Source organism: Stenotrophomonas sp. STEN056 (assembly GCF_056759635.1).
The window spans coordinates 33,013-51,908 of sequence record NZ_JBRRDL010000017.1 but is presented as its reverse complement, the minus strand read 5'-3'; the positions used below and the strand labels follow the sequence as shown (position 1 = coordinate 51,908).

Here is an 18,896-nt window from a genome sequence, read left to right as displayed (position 1 = left end):
TCAGCGTGAGAAGCCGGGCAGTTGATCCGGGCTTGCGGGATGCAGCAGCCAGGAGCCCCAGACCGGCAGGTTGGGTTGTGCTTCGCGTTGGCCGGGCAGCGGAATCTCGCTGCCACGCGCCAGCGGCCGTACCAATCGCGGTGTCACCACGATCACCAGTTCCTTGTCCTCGCGTTGGTAGGAAAGGTTGCGGAAGAACGAGCCGATGATCGGTAGGTCACCAAGCAGGGGAATCTTGTTGACCACCGAGGACAACTGGCTGCTGACCAGCCCGCCGATGACAAAGCTTTCGCCATCGCCCAGTTCAACCGTGGTGTCGGCACGGCGCGTGGAAATCGCCGGCACCTGGGTGCCGTCCAGGCTGATGCCGCGGCTGTAGTCCAGGTCGCTGGCTTCCGGTGCCACCTTCAGCGAGATGCGGTCGGCCGACAACACCGTGGGTGTCACGGTCAGGCCAATGCCGAACGGTTTGAAGTTCACCGTGGTCGTGCCCAGGCCCTGCGGTTCGAGGATGGGCAGCTCGCCACCGGCGAGGAAGCTGGCGCTCTGCCCGGACAGTGCAACCAGGGTGGGCTCGGCCAACACGCGCGCCATGCCGTTGCTCTGCAGGATGTCGATGTTGGCATTCCATTTGCCGGGAACGGAGCCGGCAATCAACTTGAACGCCGAGGACAGTGCACCGCCGTTGCTGCTGCCGGTGGGCGAGGTCATGCCGTAGCTGAAGCCGCCGTTGGTGTTGCTGAAGTTGATGCCAATCTGCCGCAGCACCTTTTTGTTGAACTCCACCACCTTCACTTCCACCTGCACCACGCCGCCGTGTTCGATGGTGGATGCGTCATTGATCGCGCCCTTGTCACCTACCGCCGACGCGGCGGCCTTGCGGCTGGCTTCGTGCTCCAGCAGGGAGGCCGAACTGCCGGACAGCAGTGCCTGGCCAGCCTGTACGGTGACGGCACTGCCACCGCCGTCGAGCAGCCCGCCCTGGATTGCATTGCGCACCTCCACGCGGATGCGGGTGGGCGTGGCCTGCTTGTGCAGCCACAGCAGCAGCGTGGTGCTTCCCGGTGCCTTGCCAACCAGCAGGGCTTCGTTGTTGCGGCCAATGCGGGTGATGTCGGCGATCAATGGGTCGGCGATGGCAATGCGTTCCACCCCGGCGGGCAGATTCCAGGGCCGCTGTTCGTTGAGTTCGAGCAGGACGGTGTTTGCAGGCACCTCGGCATGCGCCGGCTGGAGGATGGACAACGGCATCACGCCTGCGCCGGCCAGCGCCAGCACGGTGAGGAAAGAAACGCTTCTGCGTGGACGTGGCTGCAAGTGATGGCCTCCGGTCATGGCGAAGACAAACGATTGGACGGGGTCGTGCCCCGGATGATCTCGATGCCCTGGCGCCCCGCCGGGCGCGTCGGGCGTGCCCTTGCCGGCGTGGCTGCGGCAGGCGCTGCCGAGGTGGCCTTTGTGCTGCCGGATTCACCGGCAAGCGCGTCCAGGCTGATGCCGGCATAGGCCTGGTTTTCGGGGCGTGCGGCAGCTTCGATGGCGCTGGGCTCCAGGTCGCGGCGCAGCGGCAGCACCGGCGAGGGGCTGACGAAAATGGAGGCATCGGCCAGCGCGGTATCGCCGGGATTGCGCAGGGCCAGGAACAGCTTGCCGCTGTGTGCGGCCAGCAGCAGTGCGCCGGCATCCTGCACGGGTACGGCGAGGATGGCGCTGCGCGCCGGTGCGGTGCTGTTGTTGGCAGCGGTGCTGTTGCTGCGCGAGGCAATGGTTTCGGCACGGCTGCCGGGGGCAGGTTGCACGGCCTTGTCGTCGGCCGGTGCTGCGGACTGCTGCGTGCCAACATCGTCGGCACCGTAGCCAAGCACCCGCAGCCGTGAAAGCAGCAGGCGCGCCTGCGGATTGTTGCGTTGCGTGCCCGCCTCGGACGGAGCCTGCAGGCTCATGAACACGTCCACATAGTCACCCGGTGCAATGCGGTTGCTGACGCCGGCCAGTTCGTCCACCGGAATGGCCACGGCGCGCTCGCCGGGCTTGATGCCAGCGGCAATGCCCTGCAACAACTGTGAGGGGGCGAGCATTGCGCCGGCCGCGATGTCGTTGCCGGGAATCCGCCCGACCACATCGGTGATGGCGGGGAAGCCCTCATGGGCGCCGACCTGCAGCTCGGTGGTGGACAGATCCTGCGCCGTGATCGGCTGCCCTGCCGGCAGCGCCTTGATGGCCACCACGACCATGCGCTTGGGCAGTCCGGCAGCAGGTTCGGCGCGGACGCTGGGTTCCGGCGTGGCGGTGGCCTTGCGACCGATGCCAAATGCCAGCATCGCCAGGACCACGGCAAGCACCAGCAAAAGGATGGCGGCGATGCGGATTGCCTTTGGCATGGAGTGACTCCTCCTCCTTGGAGATTGCGGGATCAGCGACTACCCAGGTCCAACTGCACGACAGCGGTACTGCTGAGTGACTTGCCCATGGTCCAGCCCAGCAAGCGCCCGGTGCCGGGCAGGAAGGGGTGGGCATCATGGTTGTAGGAAGCAATCACCCGGATGCACTGCACGCTGCCGTCGGCGGTGCAGGCATACGGTTGCGAAACCGTGATCGGCGGGGCGTCGGCTGCACTGCAGCTGGGCGTGGCCCCGGAGAAGTTGAGCAGCCATTGCATCGAGCGCGCCGCGGCCATGCAGGCATTGCTGCGGCGTTCGGGCATGTCCCCGTAACGCAGCGCCGCGCGCGCGCCTTCGCCGGCTGCCAGTGCCAGTGATTGCTGTGCGGCAAATACCATCACGCCGGTAAAGGTGACCAGCAGCAGCGGCAGCACGCCGAACATCATCAGGAAGGCAAATTCGAGGGTGATAACGCCACGCGCGTGGCGTCGTTGCACGGGCTTGCGCTCAGACATAACCACCTCGCTGCAGTACGTAGCCAATCATGGCCAGGCCCAGGTAGGCCGCATACGGAATGCCGGTGCGGCCTTGCCGCGCCGCGCGTAAATTCAGTTGCCAGTCGTGCAGCCTGCCAGCGCCCTGGCGGCCGGTGCCGGCTTTGAGCAGGGGCGCGGGCATATGGCGCATTGCCAAGGGCCACGCGACGACGAGGAACGCGTGGCCCCCGGCGGCCAGACTTGCGCAGACCCAGATGGGCAGCAGCGCTTTGACACCCAGCAGAAAGCCGATGGTCGAGAACAATTTCACATCACCGGCACCCATCCAGCCGATGAGATGGAACGGAAGCAGCACCAACAGGCCGATGACGCCACCCAGCAGAGAATCCGTGGCAGAGGGCGCTGCACTGTTGGCAAACACCTGCATCAACAGCGCCATGCACAACACCGCCAGCAGCACGAGGTTGCTGACACGCCGGGCCGTCAGGTCGCTGATGGCGACCTGCAGGCCCAGCAGGAGTGCGGTAAGCGTGGTGAGGGTCATGGCGTGAGGCCACCCGTTACCCGGCGGCCGGAGCGTCGCTGTTGGTCACCACGTTTTCGAGCTTGGTGAGGATCGTCTGAAAGACAGCAGTCAATCCGTCGCGTGCGAAGAAAAGGATGATGCCGGCAACCACTGCCGCCAGCAGCCCGTACTCAAGTGCGGTGACACCGTCTTCTTCTTTGAAGAACTTGCGGATCCGAGCGTTCATGGTGTTCTCCCTGATGACCCGGTGCCGGAGATGCTCCGACAGACAGCCGGGCAAAACTGGGCATTCCTGCCCGATGGTGGTCATTGGGATTGCCTGGTGCCGACCGGCGCGTAGATAGCTGCCGGGGAGTTTGCGCATCGGCGCTTTCCCCTGCTGCTGTTTCAGTGTTGCCCCTGTCGGCATACAAGAAATGCCCGAGGACATCATTGCAATGTGTGTGTGAAGGAAGATGCGCGAATTCGGCAAAAAACAACTATTTTTCAGATATGTGATGCGTATCGCTATTTGTGCGGGGCGCCTTGATCGCGCCCAACGTTCTTTTTGTCAATATCGGCTGCGAGGCAGTTTGAGTACGTATTCGCTGGCCGGTTATGTAGGGGTTTTGTAGGGATTTCTGCGTTGCCAGGGGATTGCGGGTTTGGGGTTTCTGCCTGCAGTGGCTATTCGGGCTTCTGAAGCCGGCCTCTTACGGGGCCGCAAGGACGTTCACATGGATGCGGTTGCTGACGGTCGAGGATTGAGGTCGTTTGATCTGGCTGCGTTGGGCAACACCCTGCGGGTGTGCCATGTCGAACTGGTGCTGCTCGACGACCAGCCCCCTGCAGCGGCCATCTCTTCTTTCGTCCACGAACAGGCGCTGTTATGCACCTTTGAAATAGGTGCGCGTGCGCGCGGCCGGTTTGTGCTGCCGCTGGACTGGTGCCTGCTGGGCTGGTTGCAGTCGGCCGATGCGGAAAGCAGCTGGTGCCATGGCGTGCCGCTGACCTCGGGCAACATCATCTCGGTGATGCCCGAGGGCGTCACCGAGTTTGCGCTGGGGGCCGGCAGCCGGGCCACCTTTGTGCTTGTTCCACTCAAACGTTTCCAGGAGCGTGCCGCGGCCCAGCGCCTGGGCAGCCTTGGCGAAGAACCTGCCGGCGTGCCACTGGTCAGCGGCCGCCCGCATATTCCGTTGCAGGCGTACTACCAGGGCCTGCATGAGCGCATTGCCCAGGGCGAAGTCACCACGGGTGAAATCGAGGCGATGCTGGATGCGCATGTGAAGGAGCTGGTTGCCAACGGCCCGGTCGAACGGATGAACTGCACGCGTAGCCGGCGCGTGCGTTATGTGATCTTCCGTCGCGCCGAAGACATGATGTACGCCAACCTGCGGCGGCACATCTACATGCAGGAACTGTGCGATGCGGCAGGCGTCAGTGAGCGTGCGCTGCGCTATGCATTCGAGGAACTGGTGGGAATCTCCCCGGTGCGCTATTTGTCGATGCTGCGGCTGTGCGAAGCCTGCCGCAGCCTTTCCAGCGCCGATGCCGGGCGCAAGTCGGTCAAGTCCATCGCATTGAGCTGCGGGCTTTGGGATCTGTCGCGCTTTGCCGACAACTATCGCCGCGTGTTTGGTGAACTCCCCAGCGAAACCCTGATGCGCGGCAGCAGCTACTCCCCGGCCTGATTCCCCTTGCGTCAGTTGCAGGAGTGATGCGCGTCACTCAATGACGGCGCTTGCCGAATACGTGCATCGGCTTGCCGGTAACGCGCAGCGTTTTGCCAAATCGCCCTATGGGTGTGCCGGATGCGGGCAATTTTTCGTTTGCGTGGAAGGTGTACTGGCCTCACGAACCAAGACCCGTCCGCGCCCGGATGGATCGAACCGGAGGCTCCACATGAACCGCATCTATCGATTGGTCTGGAACCGCACGTTGAATGCATTTGTTGTTGGTTCCGAACTGGCAAGCGCACAAGGCAAGCGTTCTGGCCCGTCAATGTTGTCGCCGGCTGCAAGCTGGCGCCTTGCTGGATTGGGTGGCGCGATCGCCCTGGCCATGGCCGGGCCGGCAGCGGCTACCGACGCCAAGCTGGCCGACCTGCAGGACCTCGTCGCAAAGTACAGCGCCAGTGATGCGCAGCAGATCGTCACCGCCGTATTGCCGGCGGCCGATGCGCGCGTGTCGCTCAATGCAACGGTGCAGGTGCCGGCCCTGCTGCAGGTGGATGCGTCGGCGGCCTTGGCAACCCGGCCGCAGGCTACTGCGGCAGCCCCGGTGGCACGTGCACGCGTGGGCGTCCGTGCGGCGCTTCCGGCGTTGCGCCCACACACGCCGGCCGCATCGGTTGCTGCCGTGTCTGTCGTGGCTGACGCGGCACTGGCGGTGAAGCCGTTGGCAGCCTCGGCCAACGCCCGCGTGACGGCGACGGTGGGGCCGATGGCAAAGGGCGGCGATGGGCTGCTGGGGCTGGGCAATGTACTGCTGCCCGGTAAGGAGGAAGGTGGCATTCCATTGCACGGCACCCTGGCTTCCACGGCAGGTGCGGTCAGGGAGTTGACCGGCGAGGTACTCACCGGCAAGCCGCTGGCCGCTGCCACGACACTGACCTCGCACACCGGCAACACCGTTGCCCATGTCGCCCAGCATGCCGGGGCCGGCCTGGCAGGCGTGACCCATGCGCTGTTGCCGGGCAAGCAAGAGGGGGGCAGTCCGTTGCATGGCGTACTGGCGCCCACGGTGGGCGCGGTCAAGGAACTGAGCGGCGAACTGCTCAATGGCAAGCCGGTGGACGCCGTGCAGACCCTGACGTCACATGCGACAGCCACGGTTGCCGCCGTCACCCAGCACACGGGTGAAGGTGTCGGCGGGCTGGGTAACGTGCTGTTGCCGGGCGTGCAGGATGGCGCCAACCCCGTGCGCGAAACCGTCACCGGCACAGTGGGAGCGGTGGAGGGACTGGCCGGCAAGGTCACCAAGGGCACAGGCCTGGGCGGCATTGTTGATGGTCTGGTCAATGGCGTGACGCCTGTCCTGGACGGTGTCGGCGGCCTGCTGGGAGCGGTGGTGGGCGGCGCGACCGGCTCAAGCACACTGGGTAACGGGCTTTCCAATACCGTGGGCACACTGACCGGCGGCCTGAAGGACACCACCGGAGCGCTCGCCAATGGCGATGTCTCCAGGACGCTGCAGAACCTGCTGGGCACCGTGGACGACACGGCCTCGACATTGCTGGGCGCCACCGGCAACACGCTGGGCGGCGTGACCGGCTCCGGTTCCGGCGTGAGCGGCGTGACCGATACGCTGAGCGGCGTGGTCGGCGGTGTGACCGGCGGTTTGTCGAACGTGATCGGTGGGCTTACCGGCAATCCGGTCACCCCCAATGCGGCACCGGCAGCGCCGGGCCCTTCGGGGCTGATTGTCGGCAACGGTGGCCTGGTGGGCTCGGTCAACCAACTGGTGGATTCGCCGCTGACTTCCCTGCTTGGTGGCAATGGCTACATCCAGAACGGCAGCCTGAAGGTCAACAGCACCAACGTGATGCAGACCTACTCCTCGCTGGAGTTGCTGGGTGCGTTGCCGGTGGTGAACCTGAGCCCGGTGGGCGGCGTGCTGGATGGCCTGGGTGGTTTGACCACCGGCGGCAATTCGCACCTGACCCTGATCGGCGGCGTCACCTCCGACAGCTACATCACCAACATCAACAACGGTGACCCGGGCGGCCTGCTGGGCCTGGTGTTGCCCGACGGTGCACCGAACTGGGCCTCGGACTGCCTGGATCTACTGGGCGTGGCGCAGGTCAAATGCTGGGCGGTACCGGCGGCGCAGGACTACCAGGTGCTGATCGGCGACGGCGCCTACGCCAACGGTTCCAAGGAGGTGGTGATCGGCAGCAACGCGGAACATCGCTTGGCGGCGCAGACCGCGGACCAGGTGTTCGTTGATGCCAATGGCGTCATGACCGGCGTTCCCACCGCCGATTACGATGCGCGGCAAGGCCACTCGGTGGTGGTTGGCGACAGCGCCAAGGGCACGGCCAATGCGCAGACCCTGCTGGGCGCCGGGGCAACCTCGGACAAAGCCAACAGCGTTGCAATCGGCTTCAAATCCAACGCGGCGCGTGGTGGCCAGGATGGCTACACCGCATTTGGCCTGACCACAGCACAGACCTCGATCGGCGAAGTGGCGGTGGGCTCGGCTGGCCGCGAGCGGCAGATCACGCATGTGGCCGCCGGCAGCCAGGACACCGATGCGGTCAACGTCAAGCAGCTGCGCGGTGCAATCGATCAGATCGATGACCTGGGCTTGGCAGCAGTGGTCTATGACGAAGATGCCAACGGTGTCGTCAACTACGGCAAGGTGACGCTGGGCAGCGGACAGGCCGCCAATGGCACGGTACTGGCGAATCTCGCTGCCGGTGCGGTGGCGGCGGGCAGCATGGAGGCGGTCAACGGCGGGCAGTTGTTTGCCACCAACAGCGCCTTGGCTTCGGCCATCGGCGGCACGATGCAGTTCAACGGCAGCACCGGCCAGTGGAGCGCGCCCAGCTTCACCATCACCTCCATCACCAGCAGCGGCAGCACCAGCCAGCAGACGCTGGGTAATGTCACCGACGCGTTTGCCGCAATGGATGACTCCATCGTCAACGTCAACACGCGCATCGACAACATCCAGAATGGCGGGGCAGGCAGCGAGTACTTCGCGGTGAACTCGGCCAAGGCAGCGGCCTCGGCAACCGGGCAGAACAGCATGGCAGCGGGTCCGGCAGCGACAGCCGGCGGTGACCAGGCAGTGGCTATCGGTGACGGTGCAAGCGCATCGGCAGCCGGCAGTGTTGCCTTGGGTGCCGGCACACTGGCTGACCGGGCAAACACCGTCTCCGTCGGCGCCGCAGGTGCCGAACGTCAGATCAGCCATGTGGCCGACGGCAGCCAGGACACCGATGCGGTCAACGTCAAGCAGCTGCGCGGTGCAATCGATCAGATCGATGACCTGGGCTTGGCAGCAGTGGTCTATGACGAGGACGCCAGTGGCGTCATCAACTACGGCAAGGTGACGCTGGGCAGCGGACAGGCCGCCAATGGCACGGTACTGGCAAATCTCGCTGCCGGTGCGGTGGCGGCGGGCAGCATGGAGGCGGTCAACGGCGGGCAGTTGTTTGGTCTGGGCAACTCAATGGCGACGTACCTGGGTGGCGGCGCGACCTTCAATGGCGGCGTGCTGGCTGCGCCGGGTTACCAGATCAACAGCATCAATGCCCAGGGTGGATCGTCGTTGCAGCAGTTCGGCGATATCGGCAGCGCGTTCACGTCCATCAGTGATTCGCTGCTCAACCTGAAGAACCTGCCGCGTACCGGCCCGGGCGGCAGTGACCCGCTGGCGGTGCGTTACACCGCCGACGGTGCAGGCAATCCGACCAATGCCGTACACCTGGACGGCGATGGCAGTGGCGCGGCGGTTGCGCTGGGCAATGTTGCCAATGGCAGCGTAACCAGCGGCAGCCTGGACGCAATCAACGGCGGGCAGTTGGCCGCCACCAACGATGCGGTGGCATCGGCCATCGGTGGCACCCTGCAGTACAACAGCAGCACCGGGCAGTGGAGCGCGGCCAGCTTCACCGTCACTTCCATCACCAACACCGGCAGCACCAGCCAGCAGACGCTGGGCAACGTTACCGATGCCCTGGCGGCGATGGATGGCTCCATCGTCAACGTCAACAATCGCATCGACAACATCCAGAACGGCGGCGCGGGCAGCGAATACTTCGCCGTGAACTCGACCAAGGCGGCTGCGTCCGCAACGGGGCAGGACAGTGTGGCCGCCGGTCCGGCAGCCACGGCCAGCGGCAACCAGGCGGTGGCCATCGGTGACGGCGCCAACGCTTCGGCAGCGGGCAGCGTCGCCCTGGGGGCCGGTTCGTTGGCAAGCCGTGCCAACACCGTGTCGGTGGGTGCCGCAGGTGCGGAGCGCCAGATCACCAACGTAGCCGATGGCAGTGAAGCCACCGATGCGGTCAACGTGCGCCAGCTGCAGGCATCGCAGCAGGGCACGGTGCGTTATGACCAGAACACCGATGGCAGCACCAACTACGGCAGCGTGACGATGGGGCGTCCCGGCACCAGCACGGTGATCCACAACGTGGGCACCGGCGTGGCGCCGACCGATGCGGTCAACGTTGCACAACTCAACAAGGGCCTGGGGGACGCAATGGACTGGTCGAAGAACTACACCGATCAACGCTTCAATGACGTCAGCCGCGACATGAAGCGCATCGACGACCGGGCTTCGGCGGGTGTTGCCTCTGCGATGGCGATGGCAGGCCTGCCGCAGCCGACGGAACCTGGCAAGCGCATGGCGTCGATGGCGGCCAGCACCTTCCACGGTGAATCGAGCATGGCAGTGGGCGTGTCCGGCGTGACCGATGGTGGCCGCTGGATCTACAAGCTCAGTGGCTCGGCCAACACGCGTGGCGACGGCGGTGTGACGATTGGTGCCGGCTTCCAGTGGTGATGACAGGCAACGTGCCGGCACCGTGGGTGCCGGCACCCTACAGCTGCGCCAACGCGCACGGGGGATGCTATGAACACGAAATGGTCTGTGCTTGCACTGGTGGTGACATTGGCGGCCTGCAGCAGCAAAGGGCAACTGCGCGATGACAGCTTTCCCGATCCGGCGCGTGCCTATCCGGCCGGCGGCACCTATGTGAACCTGGATAACCTGCGCCAATACGCGCCAGGCATGAGCAAGCAACAACTGCAGTCACTGTTGGGAACACCACACTTCAATGAAGGTTTGTGGGGCGTGCGCGAATGGAATTACCTGTTCAACTTCCGCGGCAGCGTGGGCGCCGAGCCAATCAAGTGCCAGTTCCAGGTGCGGTTTGGCGAAGGTGGTGTAAGTACGGGGCAATCGTGGAAGCCGGAAAGCTGCGCGGCATTGTTGCAGCCGGCCCCTGCACCGGCGCCACCACCGCAGCCGCCGGTTGTGGAAACGCCGCTGCGTATTTCAGCCGATGCGCTGTTTGCTTTCGACAGCGCCACCCTTGCCGAGGCCGGCAAGGCACGTCTGAGCGAAGTGGTGCACAGCCTTGGTTCACGCGTGAATGAAGTGAACCTGGTGGTCGTCGGCTATACCGATCGAATCGGCAGTGATGCCTACAACCTTGGCCTGTCGCAGCGGCGCGCGGCCAGCGTGCGCAACTATCTGGTGGAGCAGGGCGTTCCCGCCAGCGCCATCCGTGCCGAAGGCCGGGGCAGCACCGGGCCGCTGGTTGACTGCGAAGGTTCCAGCGGAAGTGCGCTGGTGGCGTGCCTGGCGCCGAACCGGCGCGTGGAGATATCGGGCATGGGTGGTTGAAGGGCAACGGTGCAGGCAGCCCGACGGCACTCCCTCCCTGATTTGCCGTCGGGCTGGCCTTGCACGATGCACGCAGTGCGAAACCACCGCATGAACGATGCATCCGATGATCTTCAATTGCCCGATCCGTGAAGAAAGGGAAGGGGCAAAGTGGCGCGGCAGCCGGCGCTCCCATCTCTCCGTCGGCTGATGCTTTGCTCCTTTCCTTTCTTGACGGATTTGGTGGTGGATTCTTAAGGGCGTTGTTGTGTGTCTGCAGTGCAGGGCATTCGTGCTCACTCTTCAGTGCGCGTAACGAAGCGATGGGCCGGCTTATGAATTTCGGGGGCTAAAGATTTCCCATAGCTTGTCGCGCAGTGCGTCGAGTTTCCGGTTGGCTTCAATCCTCTGCTCTACTTCCCTCTGCTCTACTTCAGGAGCGTGGATGTAGTACTCGGAGAATCCTCTGCTGCCCCTCGTCACGCCCCGGTGGATGGAGACCGCGTTTTCAAAGCCCGCAGGATCCATTTTTCCGTCGGGAGAATAGAACTTGTTGAGGGCTGCTGAGAAGCCTCTGCTCCAGTTCTTCTCATTCTGCTCGATTAGCAGGTCACTCAACTGCTGCAGAATATCGTGCGCGAGTTTGGCTGTGCTCGGAGGAACTGGGGAGGTCATCTTTTGATTTGTATCGGTAGGAATTTATGAGGTTCAAGGTCGAACAAGATTGCTCACGGTCGACTTGCTTCAGCTCCGGTGCTTTCGATTGGCGCGTTCGCGCCATTTGAATCTATCCGGAGGCAACCCTATGTGGTCTGGTTCTCAGCTGCTTTCGATGCAGCTTCAAGGTTGCGGGTCAATTCATGCATTCGTGTAACGGTAGCCCTGACTTGGAGTGCGGGAGCGGTGTCGGCGACCTCGAAGACTTCGGATAGCGATCGGTAATACTGCAGCGTTCCTTCAGTGCTGCCTTTGAAACGCTTGAAGACAGCTAGACCCACTGCCGGATTTTCCAGGTCTTGTACGATTGCGCGCGCGTTGTGCAACTTGTCACTGGCCGATACCAAAATGACCTCCGCCGCGGCCTGCCTTAGATGCTCAAGATAGGAGCGTTTGCGTGCAAGCCATTCGTCCCCCATTGCTTTCGCATCATCCGGCCTGGCTTTCTGCTCTGCGGTGCTATCAGAACAGCCCATCACTATGTCCGCGACGGAACTGCCGAACTGGGCTTTAATCAAGTGCTCATGCATGCCGCCGCAATCTTCGACAACGTCGTGAAGTACTCCTGCAATGGCTTGGTCTTCGTTGCCACCAAATTCGATGACCAAGCAAGCAACACTGAGCGGGTGATATATGTAGGGCGTGTTTGAGCCCTTCCGTACCTGTGCCGCGTGCGCGATGCGTGCGTAGTCGATGGCGCGAATGAATTTGTCGGTGAGAACGGTTGCCTTCATTTGGCTGTGTGCTCTGGCTGCAGTTCAATTTTCAAGGTCAGGAGCCGGAAGTATTTGGGGTCATCTTCGGAGAAAGTTTCATCACCTCATCTCATGTATGCACGTGGCAACTCTTGAACCGCTGCTTCCATCTCACCTTGCTCGAAAAGAACTTGGCCTCGTCGAAGATGAATAAATGGATTGCCTATTGCGGCTGGGCACAGCATTGCATAGTCAAGCGCCTCTCTCGCTGATATGAAATATCCTGTTTTGAATGCGGCGTCAGCGATTGCTACTAGTATCCAAGTGGATGCGTCCCATTCTGTCCTCGGGTGGGGGATCAATTCCCAAGCGGAGTTGTACTTCTTGAGTGCCTCGTCATATTTAGCGGCTTCTGCAAAGGTGTCGCCATCTGCGGAAAGTTGTTGAATTCGGCTGTGTATGTGTTGATCCAATTCAAGCTGGTCTTCAATCATTGATTTCCCTTCTTTGCGAAAGCGGGGATGGCTGGTTTTTGATCGATCACGCGCCGGCGGAAGATCGATTGACTCATAAATGCTGAAATTTGGATTTGGTCTTCTTGTTGCTGAAGTGATGCGATCGCAAGTTCAAGTCTGGCCGAGGCTCTTATTGATTGCGTACTCCGCAAGATCCTTGAACGTGCCGAAGGTTTCGTACGCGTAATCCAGTGGGACACGGTCTCGCGCTTCGTACTGTCTGGATTGGGTGTTGTATAGGTAATAATCCAGGTTGTCTTCGCCAATTAGTATGAGCGCTGAGTTATTTCGGCCGGCTAGGAAGACGGCGTTCTGCTCAAGAATTCCATATAAAACGGCAGTTTCACCTGTTGCAATTGAGTTCTCTGATGGGTACAGAAATACGCCGTTCCAAGCATATCCATTGGTGAATTTCAGAAAGTCTGTGTACTCGGAAGGTAACGCTATTCCTAGTTGCTCTATTGCTTTTAGTTGGAGTGATTTTATCTGCTCGATGGTTGCAGGAGGCTGAAGTCTTGATCGTTGCGCTTGTTGCTTCTCTGCCGCATGTTCAAGGAGTTCTTTGTGCATGCTAGGTGGATTTCTTTGGGTGGTTGATCCCATTTGGGCCTGGGTCAATTTTCTGGCAGTAGCTGAATTTTATGACGCCCATGAATCCCTGTTGCTCGCTAGTTGTGGTTTTGTATCAATTGCACGGGTAGGGATGGCGTGTTTTAGCGTTCTTCTTTCATTGCTATGGGGATGGCGTCAAGAAGGTACCATTTCCAGAATTTGCGTCGCTGCAGTATCCGGTTTTCCTGGTGGCCATTTAGGCTTCCTGCACAGGCGGATGCGCATAGATAGCTAGGTAGATAAGCGTCAGGATCAAGGTCTTGGTCATCATCGGCGGCAGGGATGGCGTCCTTGATGTTCTTTATCATGGCAGTTATCACTGTGTTGGCGGCGGCATGGGCAACAAACATCGCCGGAATTTGATCTTCTCTATAATCTCGATTATCGATAAGTTCGACATAAAAGTTATCCCGTAATCTTTGGGCCTCTTGAGTCGATACCTCGTTGTCAATTGCGCGATAGGCAAGGGCGATCATATCGAGTGGGCTGTTGTCGTATGGAAACGCCTGTTCCCAGATAGGCAGAGCGCGTTTGACGCAAAGCACGTCCAGTGCCAGCCGCACTTCGTGCCCTCGTTGCTCCGAGGTCGCCAACGCTTCGCTTGAAAGCAGTAGTTGCCATATTTTTTTCCTATGGCTTAGCGAGAGGTGTCCAGTAGCATCGGTGTCAATCGCGTTGGTTGCGAGAGAAATGTATTCTTCCAAATTCATGTTGGGCCTAATGGGGCTAGGGTGGGCTTATGTGGCCATTCGGATGAAATATCCATGTGCCATTGGGGTCGGTAACCGTCTGCTGTCTTCCGCTATGCTGCGCCAGCTTTGAAAAATAGCCTTGGCAGTCTAAGCACATAGGTTTTGAAACGCCTATTGGGTGGTTTGGGCTGGCGATTGATTGCTGCTTTTCTGCATGGGATGCGTGGTATTGTCCGGGGAAGTCGCGATCGTATGGGTGCGGTTTCAACTCATGGCCCACTTCGGATGCGCGAGCTTTGACCTGTTCTGCCGGTATGTGTTTGAATCCTTCCGGCTTGTCAGCTCTCCAGCCGCTTAAGGTTTTATTTTCATTGGAGGCTGTGGTTTTGGATCGATTTGTGGTTGTATTTGGAAGGGCATCTTTGGCATCCCTTGCGCGGCCGAAAGCTGCTTCTGATTCTTTTGTTGCCGGAGCTCTCAGGCGTAAGCCAATATTGCCGCCATTTGATCCCAGCTTGCTTTGGCTAATATTTACTTCGGTCCGGTTTAATGTGTCGATGGCGCCACGGCCAGAAGGCGTCTTCGCAGCCTTTGCGCCAATGCTCAATGTGGCAAAACCAACCGCCCCCACCATGATGTCGCCATAGCCCGGGCCAAGCGATTCGCCCCAGCTGTGCAGGGCTTCCATGCCAAACATCGAGCCGGCCACGACTCCGCCAAAGACCAGGGTGGCTCCAATTCCGGCAGCAATTGCTCCCAGCGCCGCGCCACCCAGGGCTGCGAAGCCCAGCACCTGCAGGCCGGTCTCGAACATTTCCTCGTAGTCGGTGACCTTGACCACGCAGATGGTTGGCCCGCCCACCGTGACGTTGTTGCTGCCGCCTTTGATCTTTGCGCCGCAGGCCAGCCGCATCGATTGCCGGGCCATCGGCTTGCCATTGATGGTGACGGTTTTTGAGCCTTCGGCGATCAGGACCGGCGCAGGCATCGCAAAGTGATTCATCGGCGCGCCGCTGCAACCGGCCGAAAAATCCATGCCTGCCCGCAATGCTGTCCGGCCATTGACGCTCACCCGGCTGGGTCCGGCCGCGGCGAGGATGGCGGTAGTCGGCCCGGGAATGTCCGCTGCTTTCATGATGCCGCGCGCGAGTGAGCCACCCGCAAGGCCGCCGCCGGCAATGCAGCCACCCACAATGACGGCGATGGCCAAGCCGCCGGTGGCAACGCCCGCCACGACAATTGCTGCCGCCGCCGCCGCGCCGATCAAGGCGCCTGCGACCATGCCCATCAAGCCGAAGCCGTGAACAACCTCATCACCCAGACGCGCAGCACGCAGTGCAGCTTCGGCACCGCTCATGCCAAAGAGTCGGTTGGCAGGGCAGCTGCAAGCAGGTGGCTATTTATCTGCTCCAGGGTTTCAAAGGGGGCCGTGCCTTGCGCAATGGTCACGCCGCTCATGCGCTTTGCCAACGGCAGTGAAACACCTGCAGTGTCCGGCACAAGTTCATAGAAGCCGCGTTCTATCCGCAGCATGTTGCGACGGTTGGGCTTGATGAAGTGCGGCTTGAGCGGCAAGCCGCTACTGGCAAAAAACACCCAGCCATCGTCTTCGACTTCCAGCGGATCTATCTGGTGGCAGGTATCTTGTGCCGTAGCAAATACGTGCAGCTGCCGGTCGCGTGCCGATAGCGCGAATACGTGGGGAAGGGCTTCAGTGATGGCTGTTTCGGCAGGATCAGGAACTTCCACTGCGCGCTCGAACAATTGGAAGCTTTCCAGAAGCCCGGGCCAGATTTCATCGATGCGCGCGAATTCGTCTGCCATCGCTGAAGCGGTCAGCGTCAACATCACCGATTGATGGCGGACGTAGAGCTGTCGTTGTCTCAGCAGTGCGCTGCCATTGTTGCGCCATTGGTAATCGACGACGGCGGCGGGCTGTCCGTCGATCTGCGTTTCAATCCGCTCAATCTGGCTGTAGCCGGGGAAGCTCTTCCTGGCGGCTTCCTGCTGGGCGTCGGCGTACTCGGCCGCTGTCGCCAAAGGTGTTTCATGGTCACGCGTCAGGATGATCGCCGCATCCTTGTTGCTGTTCTTTCCGGGGAGCCGGAAAACGTTCATGGACTGGTCGCGCCAACCTTCGGGCACGCACAACAGACCTTCATGCAGGTGATAGGGAGGCATGGTTGTGTTCCGTCACGGGTTCAGGTCGACGGATGACGTGCCGACAATCTGCACGACAACGCCGTTGAGGAGGATCGTGCCATCGGCCTGCAACTCCAGGCTGCTTGCGCCCGCCTCCAAGCGCACAAGTGTTTTGCCGGTGATCGTGATGTGCTCCGTCTCAGACTCCAGCTTTACCGAGGTTTTTGCTTTGGCTGCGATATTCGCGGCTTCGGACGTCAGCTTGATTTCGGTCTTCGCCTTGACCGCGATATGTTCATTGACCGATGTGATTCCGATGGATTTCTGCACCGTATTGGTCTGAAGCCCATGGCTGACAACGTTGGTCTGCTCAGGCCCTTTGACCACGGTCGCCATGTTGTTCAGCGTCGTGACATTCATGTCCTTCTGCGAAAACAGATCAATCAGTTCCTGCCCGGCGGTATCGCGAATCGTCATGCGGCACTGGCCGCCGCCGCCTGGCGTGGAGTTGCTGATGAAGCCCATGACGTTGGCGCTTTCCGGGCCGTCGAAGGGCATCTTCTGTTGTGCGTTGAACAGGCGGCCGGTGCTGACCGGGCGGTCGGGGTCGCCTTCGATGTAGTCGATCAGCACTTCCTGGCCGATGCGCGGAATGGCCACCGTGCCCCAGCCGCGTCCTGCCCAGGGCTGCGACACGCGGATCCAGCAGGAACTGGCTTCGTTGTGGCGGCCTTCCAGGTCCCACGGAAACTGCACCTTGATGCGCCCGTAGTTGTCGGTGTGGATTTCCTGTCCCGCCGGGCCCACGACGGTCGCGGTCTGCGGGCCTTTCATGGTCGGCTTGGCGTGATGACGTACGGGACGATACGGAATCTTTCGGCGGATCAAGGTCAGCGTGTTGCTGTAAACATCGCTGCCACTTTCGTTGGCGTCGTCGCCCAGGTTGAAGTTGTTGCGCGCATCAATCTGCGTGCCCACCACCAGGAATTCGGCGTCCTCGGCGGACTCGAACCAGTGGTGCCCATGCAACTGGAAGGTATGGCCGGCCTGCATGCCGCGGCACTCGGACTGCGCTGCGAACAACTTGGCCTGCCATTCGTACGCCTCCATGAGCCGCTGCGCGTCCTGGCGCCCGGCCTTCTGGTTGGCGTGGGTGAAGGCCGGGTTGCCGTGATAGACCGTCAGCTTCGGCACGTCGCCCTGCACGGCGAGCGTGGGTTGCTCCACGTACTGGATGGCGTAGGGGTCTTTGTACTTGAACGTGTTCAAGGCGACCGCACTAGGCTGGAAACTGCGATGCGCCGACAACGCGGTGAGTGTGTCCTGCGCGTCCACGCGATCACCGGCGTTGTAACGCACCCGCGCATGATCGCGTTGTGGCGGGCAGCAGGCCGAATCGGGAGAGTCATCGCAGATGACCAGGCTGTGGCCATCGATACGGTGCTCGAAGTAATAGAACAGCCCGTGTCGCTCCAGCAGACGGCTGACGAAATTCAGGTCGCTTTCGTCGTACTGGACGATGTAGGTTTCCGGCGCAGGGCGCCTGCTCACCCGCAATTGGTAGTCGGGCAGGCCGCCGTAGTCTTTGAATATCTTGTCCAGCACATCCAGCACCGACATGTCCTGGAAAATGCGGCTGGTGATGCGGGTGCCCAGATACCAGAACCAGGGCGTCATTTCCGCCGTGTACACCGCCAGTCCGCCATCGGTGCGCACGAAGCCAAAGGCGGTGATGTAGCCGTTGATCGGGTGCTCGCTGCCATCGGCCAGCTTGATGCCGACAGTGAAGCTTTTGCCCATCACTTCCTGCAGATCAATATCGGCACTGCGCGACAACAACTGCAGGCGGTAGTGATACGGGTTGGACAGCGCGGTGCTGCCTTCCAGTGCGGCGATGTACAGGCGCTTGTCGTCGTCAAGCGGTGCGTGCAGACGCAGCAGCCGGTCTCTGTCATCCAGAATGCCCGGCGCGCGGCTGTCCGCCATTTGTGGCCGGGCGAGCGGCGGTGCGTAGAACGCTGGCGGCTGGATGAAGTCACCGATTGCCTGGCCGCCCAGCGGGTGCACATCGGGAGGCAGGCTGGCGGGCAGGAAGGAGGGTGTCGCGATGCTGGCAAGCGTCGGCGCTGCATCGACGGCACTTGCCAGGGAAGTCACCTGCAGTGCGGTACTGCTGACCTGCGCCAGTGCCGGGCTGGCCAGGGCGGACAGTGGTGCCACTTGTGCTGCCAGCTCGCCCGTGTCGGCATGTTCGGCCGCCTGCAATAGCGCGACACCGGATTGGGCCAGGGTGTACACCTTGTGTGCCTTGGCAACGGTTTCATTGTCCACGGCGCCGATCAGGGCGTCGGCGGCCTTCATTGCCGTGGAGGAGGACAGTGGGATGCCCGATGACGGAGCGGCGGCGAACCCTGCGGGAGCGTTGTTGGCGCGTGCGGGGGGCGTGGGTGGGGTCTTTTCTGACATGCAGCCGTCGTCCTTGCAGGGCCAAGCGCTGTTTCACAAACGGGCGATGACTATAGGAAGAACCCCCATGGCACGGCTTTGAGAAACATCTGAAAATAGGGCTTCCAGACGACGTGGCTATCGGGGAATTCCTCAAGGCCGAGGGTGGCTCGGTCGTTGCCGCGTGCTTGGTTTCGATGGCACCGTTGCGACATGGCGATGGCTCGGCCCATTGCGGCAGGTGCAGGCGCGACTTCTTCGGGTACGGCAAACATTCTTTGCAATGGTGCGGCCGCACGCGGCAGCCTTCACAATGCAGCCGGCTGGCCGGGGCGTCTGTGCCCTGGCCGTAAA

The 18,896-nt window shown here is 61.7% G+C and carries 16 protein-coding genes; 3 read left to right on the top strand and 13 right to left on the bottom strand.

What is annotated here, in order from left to right:
- From ACVOLO_RS10755 to ACVOLO_RS10735, 5 genes are all read right to left on the bottom strand, one after another.
- Positions 1 to 1,251 (bottom strand): type II and III secretion system protein family protein, encoded by a 1,251-nt coding sequence (locus ACVOLO_RS10755; RefSeq protein WP_481570300.1) that lies wholly within the window; start codon positions 1,249 to 1,251, stop codon positions 1 to 3.
- Between the two features lie 80 nt (positions 1,252 to 1,331).
- Positions 1,332 to 2,381 carry a Flp pilus assembly protein CpaB gene (cpaB, locus tag ACVOLO_RS10750; RefSeq protein WP_481570263.1) on the bottom strand — a complete coding sequence of 350 codons (1,050 nt, stop codon included), beginning with the start codon at positions 2,379 to 2,381 and terminating at the stop codon, positions 1,332 to 1,334.
- A gap of 32 nt (positions 2,382 to 2,413) precedes the next feature.
- Positions 2,414 to 2,896 carry a pilus assembly protein gene (locus tag ACVOLO_RS10745; RefSeq protein WP_481570262.1) on the bottom strand — a complete coding sequence of 161 codons (483 nt, stop codon included), beginning with the start codon at positions 2,894 to 2,896 and terminating at the stop codon, positions 2,414 to 2,416.
- Positions 2,889 to 3,422: an A24 family peptidase gene (locus ACVOLO_RS10740; protein ID WP_481570261.1), complete on the bottom strand. Its 534-nt coding sequence runs from the start codon at positions 3,420 to 3,422 to the stop codon at positions 2,889 to 2,891. The genes ACVOLO_RS10745 and ACVOLO_RS10740 overlap by 8 nt, the downstream gene beginning before the upstream one ends.
- Positions 3,423 to 3,438: 16 nt before the next feature.
- A complete protein-coding gene (locus tag ACVOLO_RS10735) occupies positions 3,439 to 3,630 on the bottom strand; it encodes a Flp family type IVb pilin (protein ID WP_481570299.1) in 192 nt (63 codons plus the stop codon).
- 490 nt (positions 3,631 to 4,120) lie between these two features.
- Here ACVOLO_RS10735 and ACVOLO_RS10730 point away from each other — a divergent pair, with 490 nt between their 5' ends.
- From ACVOLO_RS10730 to ACVOLO_RS10720, 3 genes are all read left to right on the top strand, one after another.
- Positions 4,121 to 5,077: a helix-turn-helix domain-containing protein gene (locus ACVOLO_RS10730; protein ID WP_481570260.1), complete on the top strand. Its 957-nt coding sequence runs from the start codon at positions 4,121 to 4,123 to the stop codon at positions 5,075 to 5,077.
- A 211-nt stretch (positions 5,078 to 5,288) separates the two neighbouring features.
- Positions 5,289 to 9,899, top strand: a complete 4,611-nt coding sequence (locus ACVOLO_RS10725) for an ESPR-type extended signal peptide-containing protein (RefSeq protein ID WP_481570259.1) — start codon at positions 5,289 to 5,291, stop codon at positions 9,897 to 9,899.
- A 69-nt stretch (positions 9,900 to 9,968) separates the two neighbouring features.
- The gene (locus ACVOLO_RS10720; protein ID WP_481570258.1) at positions 9,969 to 10,745 is read left to right on the top strand and encodes an OmpA family protein; all 777 of its coding nucleotides are present in this window, start codon (positions 9,969 to 9,971) and stop codon (positions 10,743 to 10,745) included.
- A gap of 312 nt (positions 10,746 to 11,057) precedes the next feature.
- Here ACVOLO_RS10720 and ACVOLO_RS10715 read toward each other — a convergent pair whose 3' ends face one another.
- The 8 genes from ACVOLO_RS10715 to ACVOLO_RS10680 form a co-directional block, all read right to left on the bottom strand.
- Positions 11,058 to 11,399, bottom strand: coding sequence for a hypothetical protein (locus tag ACVOLO_RS10715; RefSeq protein ID WP_481570257.1), 342 nt, complete (start codon positions 11,397 to 11,399; stop codon positions 11,058 to 11,060).
- Positions 11,400 to 11,527: 128 nt separating this feature from the next.
- Positions 11,528 to 12,175, bottom strand: a complete 648-nt coding sequence (locus ACVOLO_RS10710) for an HD domain-containing protein (protein ID WP_481570256.1) — start codon at positions 12,173 to 12,175, stop codon at positions 11,528 to 11,530.
- Positions 12,176 to 12,261: 86 nt separating this feature from the next.
- Positions 12,262 to 12,630 (bottom strand): tetratricopeptide repeat protein, encoded by a 369-nt coding sequence (locus ACVOLO_RS10705; protein WP_481570255.1) that lies wholly within the window; start codon positions 12,628 to 12,630, stop codon positions 12,262 to 12,264.
- A gap of 132 nt (positions 12,631 to 12,762) precedes the next feature.
- Positions 12,763 to 13,221, bottom strand: coding sequence for a YrhA family protein (locus tag ACVOLO_RS10700; protein ID WP_481570254.1), 459 nt, complete (start codon positions 13,219 to 13,221; stop codon positions 12,763 to 12,765).
- Between the two features lie 143 nt (positions 13,222 to 13,364).
- Positions 13,365 to 13,973: an Imm5 family immunity protein gene (locus tag ACVOLO_RS10695; RefSeq protein WP_481570253.1), complete on the bottom strand. Its 609-nt coding sequence runs from the start codon at positions 13,971 to 13,973 to the stop codon at positions 13,365 to 13,367.
- Positions 13,974 to 13,989: 16 nt separating this feature from the next.
- Positions 13,990 to 15,312, bottom strand: coding sequence for a PAAR domain-containing protein (locus ACVOLO_RS10690; protein ID WP_481570252.1), 1,323 nt, complete (start codon positions 15,310 to 15,312; stop codon positions 13,990 to 13,992).
- The gene (locus ACVOLO_RS10685) at positions 15,309 to 16,136 is read right to left on the bottom strand and encodes a DcrB-related protein (RefSeq protein ID WP_481570251.1); all 828 of its coding nucleotides are present in this window, start codon (positions 16,134 to 16,136) and stop codon (positions 15,309 to 15,311) included. Before ACVOLO_RS10685 ends, ACVOLO_RS10690 begins: the two co-directional genes overlap by 4 nt.
- A gap of 12 nt (positions 16,137 to 16,148) precedes the next feature.
- A complete protein-coding gene (locus ACVOLO_RS10680) occupies positions 16,149 to 18,563 on the bottom strand; it encodes a type VI secretion system Vgr family protein (RefSeq protein ID WP_481570250.1) in 2,415 nt (804 codons plus the stop codon).
- Between the last annotated feature and the right edge of the window lie 333 nt (positions 18,564 to 18,896).